Annotated in this window: 9 protein-coding genes; 5 read left to right on the top strand and 4 right to left on the bottom strand. The window is 65.1% G+C overall.

Annotation, left to right across the window (positions count from 1 at the left end):
* Positions 1–3 precede the first annotated feature (3 nt).
* Positions 4–1695: an aspartate-alanine antiporter gene (aspT, locus tag NCT05_RS03880; RefSeq protein WP_250501774.1), complete on the bottom strand. Its 1692-nt coding sequence runs from the start codon at positions 1693–1695 to the stop codon at positions 4–6.
* A 4-nt stretch (positions 1696–1699) separates the two neighbouring features.
* Positions 1700–3382, bottom strand: a complete 1683-nt coding sequence (aspT, locus tag NCT05_RS03875; protein WP_250501773.1) for an aspartate-alanine antiporter — start codon at positions 3380–3382, stop codon at positions 1700–1702.
* Between the two features lie 475 nt (positions 3383–3857).
* Here aspT (NCT05_RS03875) and NCT05_RS03870 point away from each other — a divergent pair, with 475 nt between their 5' ends.
* Positions 3858–4862 carry a LysR family transcriptional regulator gene (locus tag NCT05_RS03870; protein WP_239295376.1) on the top strand — a complete coding sequence of 335 codons (1005 nt, stop codon included), beginning with the start codon at positions 3858–3860 and terminating at the stop codon, positions 4860–4862.
* A gap of 106 nt (positions 4863–4968) precedes the next feature.
* On the opposite strand, the gene NCT05_RS03865 is transcribed toward NCT05_RS03870, so the two are convergent.
* Positions 4969–5475 carry a plasmid fertility inhibition factor family protein gene (locus NCT05_RS03865; protein ID WP_008351228.1) on the bottom strand — a complete coding sequence of 169 codons (507 nt, stop codon included), beginning with the start codon at positions 5473–5475 and terminating at the stop codon, positions 4969–4971.
* Between the two features lie 235 nt (positions 5476–5710).
* Here NCT05_RS03865 and NCT05_RS03860 point away from each other — a divergent pair, with 235 nt between their 5' ends.
* The 4 genes from NCT05_RS03860 to pdeM are packed head-to-tail and all read left to right on the top strand — an operon-like array spanning position 5711 to position 11669.
* A complete protein-coding gene (locus NCT05_RS03860; protein WP_250501772.1) occupies positions 5711–6739 on the top strand; it encodes a ligase-associated DNA damage response exonuclease in 1029 nt (342 codons plus the stop codon).
* Positions 6736–8391 carry an ATP-dependent DNA ligase gene (locus tag NCT05_RS03855; protein WP_034472974.1) on the top strand — a complete coding sequence of 552 codons (1656 nt, stop codon included), beginning with the start codon at positions 6736–6738 and terminating at the stop codon, positions 8389–8391. Before NCT05_RS03860 ends, NCT05_RS03855 begins: the two co-directional genes overlap by 4 nt.
* Positions 8388–10985 carry a ligase-associated DNA damage response DEXH box helicase gene (locus tag NCT05_RS03850; RefSeq protein WP_250501771.1) on the top strand — a complete coding sequence of 866 codons (2598 nt, stop codon included), beginning with the start codon at positions 8388–8390 and terminating at the stop codon, positions 10983–10985. Before NCT05_RS03855 ends, NCT05_RS03850 begins: the two co-directional genes overlap by 4 nt.
* Positions 10986–11669 carry a ligase-associated DNA damage response endonuclease PdeM gene (gene pdeM, locus NCT05_RS03845; RefSeq protein ID WP_008351232.1) on the top strand — a complete coding sequence of 228 codons (684 nt, stop codon included), beginning with the start codon at positions 10986–10988 and terminating at the stop codon, positions 11667–11669.
* On the opposite strand, the gene NCT05_RS37170 is transcribed toward pdeM, so the two are convergent.
* Positions 11632–12075 carry a hypothetical protein gene (locus NCT05_RS37170; RefSeq protein WP_008351236.1) on the bottom strand — a complete coding sequence of 148 codons (444 nt, stop codon included), beginning with the start codon at positions 12073–12075 and terminating at the stop codon, positions 11632–11634. The two genes, pdeM and NCT05_RS37170, sit on opposite strands and share 38 nt — an antisense overlap.
* Between the last annotated feature and the right edge of the window lie 65 nt (positions 12076–12140).

Here is a 12140-nt window from a genome sequence, read left to right as displayed (position 1 = left end):
GCTTCAGACGAGCCCGACCACCAAAGGTCCGAGCAAGGTCAGCAGCACGTTCGCCAACGCATACGTGATCGCGAACGGCACCGTCGGCGCGGCGCTTTCGGCTTTGTCGAGCACGCCGCCGAACGCCGGATTCGCACTGCGCGAACCGGTGAGCGCGCCCGCGAGCAGCGCCGCGTTGTCGTAACGCAGGACGTAGCGGCCGAAGAGCATCGTCAGCACGAGCGGAAACAGCGTGACGGACACGCCGAGCAGGAAGATCGTCAGCCCGCTCTGTTTCACCGTGACGACCGCCTGCAAGCCGGAATTCAGCCCGACCACCGCGACGAACGCCGCCAGTCCGAAATCCTTCAGCAATTGCGATGCGGCCGGCGGCATCACGCCGTACATCGGATGCTTGCCGCGCATCCAGCCGAACAGCAAACCGGTGAGCAGGCAGCCGCCGCCCGAGCCGAGCGTGAGCGGCACGCCGCCTGCATCGACGACGATCAGCCCGATCAGCAACCCGAGCACGATACCCACGCCCATGTAGATGAAATCGGTCTTGTCGGAATACGGCAGTTCGTAACCGGCGGCATCGACGGCGCGCTTCGTGTCCTGCGGCGCGCCGTAGAACGTGATGACATCGCCGTGATCGAGCGTCGTCTCGGGCAGCACCGGCAACGGATGCCCCGCACGCGTGATGCCGTGGATATACACGCCGTGCCGAATGTCGCGATCGACCGTCGCGCGCACATCGGCGATGCTCATGTGGTTCATCCCGCGCTTCGTGAACACGCCCTGACGCTTCTGCATGACGACGCTGCTGCCATCGGCGTCCGCGATTTCCTCGCCGATGTGCGCCGTCGCGCCCGCCATCGCCTCGCGCCGCCCGACGACGAGCACGATATCGCCCGCTCGCAATACGAAGTCCGCGGCAGGCTCCAGCGCGCGCCCGCCGCGCCGGATGCGCTCGACGGTGATCATGTCCCGGTCGTCGACTTCGACGTGCGCGACCGTGCGCCCCGCCGCGCCATCGTGCGTCACGCGATACGTGCGTCCGACGAGCGCGGGCAACGCCGAAATCTGCCCTGGTCCGGGACCGGACGCCCCGCCCGCGAGCGCCTTGTCCGCTTCGATCGACGCATCCCTGAGACTCTGCCCCATGAACTTCGGCAGGATGTTCACGCATACGATGATCGCGCCGAGCGAGCCGAACACGTACGTTACCGCGTACGCGACCGCGACGTCGGCCTGCAACGCCTTGGTCTGATCGGCGGGCAATCCGAGCCGCGCGATCGCATCGCCCGCCGTGCCGATAATCGCCGATTGCGTCAGCGCCCCGCCCGCGAGTCCGGCCGCTAGCCCCTTGTTGAGCCCGAACAGCTTCGCGCAGACGATCACGCTCGCGAGCGCCGTCACCGCGAGGAACAGCGCCATCGCGATTTCGCGCAGCGTGCGGCGGTTGATCGAGCTGAAAAACTGCGGGCCGGAGTCGTAGCCGACCGCGTAGATGAACACGGCGAACATCACCGATTTCACGCCGTCGTCGATCTGCACGCCCGCCTGGCTCACGATCACCGCCGCGATCAGCGAGCCGCCCACGCCGCCCAGTTGGAACTTGCCGAAGCTGATCTGGCCGATCAGGTAACCCGCCGCGAGCGAAAGAAAGAGCGCCGATTCCGGCGCTTTCTGGAAGATGTCGTGGAGCCATTCCATACGGTCAGCCCAGTTTGCTCGCGAGCCCGACGATCACCGGGCCGAGCAGCGGCAACAGCACGTTCGAGAGCGCATACGTGATCGTGTAGCCGATCATCGGCGTCGCGTTGCCCGTCACGCCGACGAGCGCGCTGATCGCGGGCGTGCTGCATTGCTGACCGGCGATCGCGCCGAGCAGCATCGGCACGTCGAGCTTGAGCAGCCATCGTCCGATGAAGAGCGACGCGAGCGCCGGCACGAGCGTGATGACGATGCCCGCGACCGGCAGCGCGATGCCGTATTCGCGAACGAGCCGCAACGCGTCCGGGCCCGCCGACAGCCCGACCGCCGCGATGAACGTGCACAGGCCGAAGTCCTTCAATATCTGCGCCGCCGCCGAGGGCAGCGAGCCGGTCAGCGGATAACGCGAGCGGATCCAGCCGAACAGCAGCCCCGCGAGCAGGCAGCCGCCGCCCGTCCCGAGCGTGAGATCGATGTCGCCGCCATGTACCGACAGCCGCCCGACCGCGATGCCGAGCAGCACGCCGAGCCCGAGGAACACGAAGTCGGTTTTCTGCGTCGCGCGGATGATGTAGCCGAGCCTGGCCGCGCCGCGCGCGACATCCTCCTTGTTGCCGATGAGCGTCAGCACGTCGCCGCGATGCACCTGCGTGCCGGCGAGCGCGGGAATCGTGCTGTCGAGACGCGTCACGGCCGCGACGAAGACGCCGTGGGCGTCGGCGGGCGCGGCGCGGGCGCGCACCTGGGCGAGCGTGAGGCCGTGCAGTTCGCGCCGCGTGAGCATCACATCCGTGCGTTCGACATAGACATCGGAGACGCCGTTGCCGAAAACTTCCTCGCCGATCGCGGGAATCGCCTCGACCAGCGCCTCGCGCCGCCCGCCGACCACGACGAGATCGCCCGCCTTCAGCATGACCGCCGCTTGCGGCTTGATGACCGAGCGGTCGCGCTGCACGCGCTGCACGCTGATGTTGTCGCGAAAGCGCTTCTCCAGGTCGCCGACGGTGAGGCCCGCGGCGGCCGTCACCCTTAGCTCGCGGCCCGCGAGCGGCGGCGCGGCGGGCGTCTGCCCGGTGCCGAGCGCGCCGTCGCCGCCCAGCTTGCGCCACACGCGCTCCGCTTCCTCGCGCAGATTCACGCGCAGGATGAGCGGCGCGAACTGGCTCGTGAACAGCACGATCGTGACGAGGCCGAACAGATAGCTCACGCTGTAAGCGGTGACGATGTTCGCCTGCAGCCGCGCGGTATCTGTCGTGGACAGGCCGAGCCGCCCGATGGCCTCCGACGCCGTGCCGATCACCGCGGATTCCGTCGCGCCGCCGGCAAGCAAGCCGGCCGCCGTTCCCGCGTCGAGTTTCAATATGACGGCGGCGCCGAGCACGAGCGCGACCACGACGACGATCTCGACGATCGACAACGCGCCGTAACGCCAGCCGCGCCCGATGTTCGCGAAGAACTGCGGGCCGCCCGTGAAACCCAGCGCGAAGATGAAGAGCGCGAATGCGATGTTCTTGAGATCGGGTGAAATGCGCGCGCCGCTTTGTCCAAGAATCAGCGCGACGACGAGTGTGCCGCAAACGCCGCCGAGCTGAATGGGGCCGAGCTTCACGGACCCGACGAGATAACCAATAGCGAGGCTCGAAAATAGGGCGATTTCAGGATGCGCCGCAAGCAGAGTCCAAATCATGACGTCAACCCGTGTTTTCGAATTTCGAACGTAATCGCGGCATCGATATATCCATCAATATCCGAAAAGAGAAACGGGTTTGCACCAAAAGTTTTAATCGGCATTTACCGGGCGATATATAAAATCTCTTTCGGCCTTGAGTGTTACTTCGATGCGTTGGCACGCGGAAAGCGCGCAGAAAATGCCGTTTTTTAAGCAAATTAACCATACAGTCCTAATCCGCGAAAGATTTACGAAATACATGCATTTCGTACATATTGCATTTCGAACAGCGCTAAATTAGTTTTCGAAACATGCGTCTTCGCTATTAACAGCGGCAATAACGATGCGGTAAATTTATCGCTCAATGGAAATTTGATATTGCAAATTTGGTTAGCTCTAAATATTATCGACTTAACGCGAGATTCAAGAACCGGACACAAAGTTGTCCTAGAACAACATGTCCGGCCCGTGTGGTAAAACCTGAGAGGGCTGAATGATGAATCAGATCCATGCAATGCGTGTGTTCGTGCGCGTGGCAGACACGGAGAGTTTTCGCCGCGCTGCTCAACAACTCGATGTCTCGAATGCGCTCGTGACTCGGGCAATCGCGATGCTCGAAGCGCATTTGCGAACACGTCTCATCAACCGCACTACCCGCAATCTGTCTCTCACGGAAGCGGGCACACGCTATCTCGAGGGCTGCCGCGCGTTGCTGGAGGAACTGGATCATCTGGAATCCACAGTCACGCACACCGAAGGCGAGCCGAGCGGCACTTTGCGCGTCGTTGCATCCAGCGCGCTTTCGCTGCTCACGCTGACGCCGCTCATCGACGGCTTCCGCAAGGTGTATCCGAAGGTCAACGTGCGGCTCACGCTCGCGGAGCGCCATGTCGATCTCGTCGAGGACGGCTATGACGTCGGCATCGTCACGGCGTTCATGGTGTCGAGCACCGCGCTCATCGAGCGGCCGGTCGGCACCAGCGCGCTCGTGACGGTCGCGACGCCCGCGTTCGTCGCCGAGCACGGCACGCCCGCCACGCCGACCGATCTGCAAACGTTGCCGTCCGTCGGACTGCCGAACGAAATGCGCAGCCAGACCTGGCATTTCCGGCATCGTCACGGCGCCGCCGATCAGGTCACGCTCGCGCCGGTCTACACGGTCAACAACGCGCTGATGGTGCGTCTCGCCACGCTGAAAAGCATGGGCTTCTCGATTCTTCCCGAAGGCATCGTGCGGGCGGACATCGAAAGCGGCACGCTCGTCCGCCTGCTCGACGGCTATTCGATCGACGACCCCGACATGAAAGTGTCGATCGTATATCCGGGGCGGCAATATCTGCCCGCGAAGACGCGCTTTTTCATCGACTATGCGCTGGACTATCTCGGCCGGGAATTCACCGCGCAAGGCGGCACGCGTCCCGACGAAATCATCCGCCCGACCATGCCGGCGATGATGCCGATGCAGGCGTTGCGCAACGCGACCGCGACCGCCAACTGAAGCCATAGCAAGCACAAGGGCCAGCACGGCGTTTTACCGCCGTCTGACCCAATCTCCCGATCGCACCGCACAACTAAGCTTCGTCCAGCGCCGAATCGGGCGGCGCTCAACCCTCCCCGTACTCCGCATTCGACGCATCCGGCGCCGCGCACATCTCGCGCAGCAAGGACGCCTCGCGCTCGTGCACTTCAACCGGCATCAACAAGGCGCCGGCATAGGCCATGTAGCGCGCGCGATGCTGGCCGTTGCGAAACGCCACGACACCTTCCCGATGCACGCCCAGCAACCCGAGCAGCCCGGGCGAGCGGCGCACGCTGATCGTCACGTAGGGCATTTCGGGTACGCGCGGATTGTCCGGATCGAGAAACTCGCGGATGCCGCGCACCTTGCCCGCGTGCCAGTCGTCGACGGCCTTGAGCACGTAGTCGGTGTCGTCGCGATCGGCGCACGCGAGGAGCTTCCTCACGTCGACGAGCACGACCTGATGACGCGAGCCATGGTCGGTGAACACCCGCTTCAGCCGCACGAAGTCGTACTGCGGATGGCTCTGCAATCTGACGATCCAGACCGCTTCTGCGGCGGTCGGCGCAACCATCGTGTCCATGTTCGGCATAGGAGGAAGACTGCGGCGCGCGCGCCCCGTGCGCGCGTGTTTCGCTGACAAGCAGCCTGAACGACCGCCGCTGAACAGGCGCTCGGGCTAAACAAACTTTTACACCCTAGACGCAATTCGTGAAAGCGCCATGACGGGCACGGCATGTGCTTTTGTTGCCAGAATCGAACACATGGACATAGCCTGCGAGATCGCTTGTCATGTGACTTTCATTCACGGCACCGATCAACGACTCGTGGACACTTCTTCCGATCTCATCGTCGCGCGGCCCGAGGGTCTTTTCTGTGTGCCGGGCAACTTCCATATCGACCCGTGGCGGCCTGTCGAACGTGCCGTCATCACGCACGCGCATGCCGATCACGCGCGCTTCGGGCACACGCATTACCTGGCGGCCGAGCCGGGCGTCGGCGTGTTGCTGTCGCGGCTGCCGGGCATCGATGTTCAAGCGCTCGCTTACGGAGAAGCAATCGTCGTGAACGGTGTGCGCGTGTCGCTGCATCCTGCCGGGCACGTGCTCGGATCGGCGCAGGTGCGCGTTGAACACAAGGGCCGCGTGTGGGTCGCGTCCGGCGATTACAAGGTCGAGCCCGATCCGACCTGCGCGCCGTTCGAGCCGGTGCGCTGCGATACGTTCATCACCGAATCGACGTTCGGGCTGCCGATCTATCGATGGGACAGCTCGCGCGATGTGTTCGACGGCATCGACTCATGGTGGCGGCATAACGCGGCGCAAGGCCGCGCGTCGGTACTGTTCTGCTATTCGTTCGGCAAGGCGCAGCGCGTGCTCGCGGGCGTCGATGCCGCCATCGGTCCGATCTTCTGTCACGGCGCGGTCGAGCCGCTCAATCGCGCGTATCGCGAATCGGGCGTCGCGTTGCCGCCGACGCGCCTCGTCAGCGAGATCGCCGCGAAAGACAAGGCCGCGTTCAAGGGCGCGCTGATCGTCGCGCCGCCGTCCACGCAAGGCAGCACCTGGATGCGCCGCTTCGGCGAATACAGCGATGCCTTCGCGTCCGGCTGGATGCGTCTGCGCGGCACGCGGCGCCGCAAGGGCGTCGATCGCGGCTTCGTGCTCTCGGATCACGCGGACTGGCCCGGCCTGCAGCTCGCCATCGGTGCGAGCGGCGCCGAGCGCGTGATCGTCACGCACGGACAGATCGAGCCGATGGTGCGCTGGCTCAACGAGCAAGGCCTCGATGCGGGCGCGTTCACGACCGAATACGGCGACGACGCCATCGAAGCCGATATGGCGCAAACATCATGAAGCGCTTCGCGACGCTCTACGCCGCGCTCGACGCGACGACATCGACGAACGAAAAGCTCGAAGCGCTGATCGCGTATTTCTCGGGCGCGCAAGCCGAAGACGCCGCGTGGGCGTCGTACTTTCTCGCAGGCGGCAAGCCGCGCCAGTCGGTGCCGACGCGCCTGCTCACCGAGTTCGCCCGCGAACGCGCGGGCTTGCCGGAGTGGCTCTTCGAAGAGTCGTATCAGGCGGTCGGCGATCTCGCTGAAACCATCGCGCACGTTTTGCCGCCGGCGTCGGGAGAATCGTCGCTCGGACTCGCGCAATGGATCGAGGAACGCATCCTCACGCTGCGCGGCGCGGATCCGTCCGAATTGCGCGAGCGGCTTCTGAGTTACTGGGACGAACTCAACTGGAGCGAGCGTTTCCTGCTGACGAAGCTGATCGGCGGCGGCTTTCGCGTCGGCGTCGCGCGGCAGCTCGTCGTGCGCGCGCTCGCGCAGGTCGCGGGCGTCGATCATAAGCGCATCGCGCAACGCATGGTCGGCTGGACCGATTCGCGCGAGAAACCGAGCGCCGCGCGCTATCTTCGGCTGATCGCACCGGCAGCAGAAGGCGATGACGTCGACACGCCGCACGAAAGCGATATCGGCCTGCCGTATCCGTTCTTTCTCGCGCATCCGCTGCAGGCCGATCCGGCGACGCTCGGCTCGCCCGACGACTGGATCGTCGAATGGAAATGGGACGGCATACGCGCGCAGCTCGTGAAGCGCGCGGGCCGCGTATGGATCTGGTCGCGCGGCGAGGATCTCGTCACGGAGCGCTTTCCGGAGCTCGCGTCGCTCGGCGAAGCGTTGCCCGACGGCACCGTGATCGACGGCGAAATCCTCGCGTGGGAACCGGGCGCGGACGCGCCCTTGCCCTTCGCGCGACTGCAGCCGCGCATCACGCGCAAGTCGCTCACGAAGAAAGTGCTGGCCGATTCCCCCGCCGCGCTGCTTGCCTACGATCTGCTCGAAATCGATGGCCGCGATCTGCGCATGGAGCCGCTGCACGCGCGGCGCGCGCAACTCGACGCGCTCGCGTCGTCGCTTGCGGTGAATGTCCTGCGCGTGTCGCCGGTCGTGACGGCATCCGACTGGACTGCACTGGCGAAATTGCGCGACGAAAGCCGTGCGCGCGGCGTCGAAGGATTCATGCTGAAGGAACGCGCGTCGATGTACGGCGTCGGGCGCACGAAGGCGTCGGGAACGTGGTGGAAGTGGAAGATCGATCCGTATGCGATCGACGCCGTGCTGCTCTATGCGCAGCGCGGTCACGGCCGGCGCGCGAGCCTGTACACGGATTTCACCTTCGCCGTCTGGGACGAAGCCGACGGCATGCGCACGCTCGTGCCCTTCGCAAAAGCGTATTCAGGACTGACCGACGAAGAAATGCGCCAGGTCGATGCGATCGTGCGCAAGACGACCATCGAGAAATTCGGGCCGGTGAGAAGCGTCACGCCGACGCTCGTCTTCGAGATCGGCTTCGAAGGCATACAGGCGAGCCCGCGTCACAAATCGGGCATCGCCGTGCGCTTTCCGCGCATGCTGCGCTGGCGCACCGATAAAAAAATCGAAGACGCCGATACGCTCGACATCCTCAAGGGCTTTCTGAACGAGGCCACGGCATGAGCGAGTCCGAATCGGCCGGCGAGCGCAGGCGCCGCGCGCCGCGACCTCGACGCGTGCCGCGCACGCGTGCGGCGCAGGCAAAACTCGATGCCGCCCCCGAATCCTTCACGCCCGCGCCTTTCGCGTACGACGCGAACGAAGCTGCAAAGCCAATCGACGAACGCATCGCGCGCTGGTTCGACGAGCGCGGCTGGCAGCCTTTCGAGTTTCAGCGCGAAGCGTGGCGTGAGATCGAGCGTGGCGCGAGCGGCCTGCTGCACGCGACGACGGGCGCGGGCAAAACGTGGGCCGTGTGGCTCGGGGCGCTCGCGGCTTTCGCGCGGTCATCGAAAGCCGATAAAAATCCCGCGCCGCTCACCGTCCTCTGGATTACGCCAATGCGCGCGCTCGCCGCCGACAGCGCCCGCGCGCTGCAAAGCGCCGTCACTGCGCTGAACGTGCCGTGGACGGTCGGGCTGCGCACCGGCGACACGTCATCGACGGAACGCGCGCGTCAGAGTCGCCGGATGCCGTCCGCGCTCGTCACGACGCCCGAAAGCCTCACGCTGATGCTCACGCGCGCCAACGCGCAAGAAGAACTGAAGCATCTGCGCATGATCGTCGTCGATGAATGGCACGAACTGCTCGGCAACAAGCGCGGCACGCAGACGCAACTGGCGATCGCGCGGCTCGCGCGCTGGCGTCCCGATCTGCAGATCTGGGGCTTGTCCGCGACGCTCGGCAATCTCGCGCTCGCGCACGACGCGTTGCTGCATCCGGTGAAGACGCCGCGCGTCGTGGTGCGTGGCGCGCAGCCGAAAACGCTCGTCGTCGATACGCTGATTCCCGAAACCATCGAGCGCTTCCCGTGGGGCGGCCATCTCGGCGTGCGGCAAGTCGGTCCCGTCGCCGACGAAATCGAGCGCGCGCAAAGCTCGCTCGTCTTCACCAACACGCGTTCGCAATCGGAAATCTGGTATCGCGCGCTGCTCGAATTGCGGCCCGACTGGGCCGGCTTGCTCGCGCTGCATCACGGATCGCTCGACAAGGCAGTGCGCGACTGGGTCGAACTAGGCTTGAAGAACGGGCAACTGAAGGCGGTCGTGTGCACGTCGAGTCTCGATCTGGGCGTCGATTTCCTGCCGGTCGATCGCGTGTTTCAGATCGGCTCGCCCAAAGGCGTCGCGCGTCTGATGCAGCGCGCGGGACGCTCGGGGCACGCGCCGGGGCGCGTATCGCGCGTGACGATCGTGCCGACGCATGCGCTCGAACTCGTCGAAGCGGCCGCGGCGCGCTGGGCGATCGAAGAGCGGCGCATCGAAGGACGCGACATGCCGTTGAAGCCGCTCGACGTGCTCGTCCAGCATCTCGTGACGGTGGCGATCGGCGGCGGCTTCACGCCCGCCGACATGCTCGACGAAGTGAAGAGCGCGTATGCGTATCGCGATCTGACGCAGCGGGAATTCGACTGGGCGCTCGCTTTCGTCGAGCGCGGCGGCGCATCGCTCGCGGCGTATCCGGACTTTCATCGCGTAGTGAAGGACGATGACGGCGTGTATCGCGTGCCGCGCGAAGACCTCGTGCGCAGGCATCGCAACAACGTCGGGACGATAGTTGCAAACGCAACCATCAACGTCGCCTATATGACGGGCGGGCGCATCGGCGCGATGGAGGAGTCGTTCATCTCGCGCTTGAAGCCCGGCGATGTCTTCACCTTCGGCGGACGCGCGCTCGAACTCGTGCGCGTGCGCGACATGACCGCGTATGTGAAACGCGCGACTTCATCGCGCGGGGCGATGCCGCAATGGGCGGGCAGCAAGATGCCGCTGTCGTCCGAACTGGCCGATGCCGCGCTCGTGATGCTCGCGCGCGCCAACGACGGCATCTACGACGAGCCGGAAATGCGCGCCGTCAAACCGCTGCTCGATTTGCAGGCGAAGTGGTCCGCGCTGCCGGGGCCGGGCGTGCTCGTCGTCGAACGCGTGCGCTCGCGCGAAGGTCATCACTTCTTTTGCTATCCGTTTGCTGGGCGCATGGCGCATATTGGCCTGGGATCGCTGATCGGATGGCGCGTCGCACGCGATCAGCCGAGCACGTTTTCGATTTCGATGAACGATTACGGCTTCGAACTGCTGTCGGCAAAACCGTTCGACTGGGAGACGCTCATCGCGGAAGGGCTTTTTTCCCCGGAGAATCTGGAGCACGACATTCTCGCGAGCCTCAACGCATCCGAATTGTCGGCGCGGCGTTTTCGCGAAATCGCGCGCGTGTCGGGGCTGATTTATCAGGGGCATCCGGGACAGCAGAAAAGCGCGAGGCAATTGCAGGCGTCGAGCGGATTGTTCTACGAAGTCTTTCGCAAGCACGACAGCAGCAATCTGCTGCTTGCGCAGGCCGATCAGGAAGTGATGCTGCAGGAACTCGAACTCGGCCGCATCCGCGCGGCGCTCGAACGCATGAGCGCGAGCCGCCTCGCGCTGCATGCGCCGAAGAAGCCCACGCCGTTCGCGTTTCCGCTGATCGTCGCGCGCTTGCGGGAAAAGGTGAGCACGGAGAAGCTCTCGGATCGCGTCGAGCGCATGCTCGCGGATCTGGAGAAGGCGGCGAAGACATAAATGGAAGCTTTGACCATCGATGTGAATGGCCACGCGCTCGTCCTATCCGCCGATCGCGCGGCGTTCGATCCGCACGCCCGAAGCCTTTTCATCGCCGATGCGCACTTCGGCAAGGACGCCGTGTTCCGCGCGCGCGGCATTCCGGTGCCCGTCGGCACGACCGGCGAGAGCCTCGCGCGGCTCGATGCGCTCGTCGCGGCGCACCGGCCGGAATCGATCGTCTTTCTCGGCGACTTGCTGCACGCGCGCGAATCCCACGCCGACGAGACGCTCGACGCCCTCGCCGCGTGGCGCGCGAAGCATCGCGAACTCGCGCTCGTGCTCGTCGAAGGCAATCACGACAGGCACGCGGGCGCGCTGCCCGCGCTGTTCGGCGTCGATGTCGTGAAGGAACCGCACGCGCTCGGACCGTGGGCGCTTTGCCATCATCCGCAGACGGTCGATGGCGCTTACGCGCTCGCGGGACACGAGCATCCGGTGTACCGGCTCGCGACGCGCGTCGACAGCGCGCGTCTACCGTGCTTCCGCTTCGGCCCTCGCGCGGGCGTGCTGCCGGCGTTCGGCGCGTTCACGGGCGGCTTCGAAGTCAACGGCGGCGTGCGCGGCGAAGCGCTCTACGTGATCGCGGGCGAGCGCGTGTTCCCGCTCAGTGATAGACGTTCGTCGACGATTGCAGCTTCGTGAGCTTGCCGCGCTGCAAGCGGTACCAGCCGAGATTCGACTGCATCACCACCTCCTCGCCTTGCCAGAACACGCGCTTGACCGTCATGCGCTGGCCGGCGCGCTGCACGAGCGGCGGATGGCGGCGGAAATCGTAGAGGATCGGGCCCGAACCGGTCTGCACGAGCATGCGCGTGACGGTGTCGCTCGTGCCGGAAGTTTCATCGAAATGGACGACGCGCTTCGCGTCGAAGCGATCGAATACCTCTTTGTCGATGACCGCGGCCATGCCGGATTCATCGCGGAGAAAGTGCAGCGTTCCCGCCTGCGTTGCGATGGGCCCGGCGGCGTCGCTCTGGGCGAACGCAAGCGTAGCGATGAACAGCGTGCCGGCGGCTGCCGCGTGAATACAGAATTTTGTCAGTGACATCTTTCGTTCAAAAAGTTGCTGCGTTTTACCAACACTGCGACCAACACTGCGCGGCGCCCCCGACG

This window comes from Caballeronia sp. AZ7_KS35, from assembly GCF_023631045.1.
GTDB classification, from domain to species: Bacteria; Pseudomonadota; Gammaproteobacteria; order Burkholderiales; family Burkholderiaceae; genus Caballeronia; species Caballeronia zhejiangensis.
This window is presented reverse-complemented; position numbering and strand designations above follow the sequence as displayed.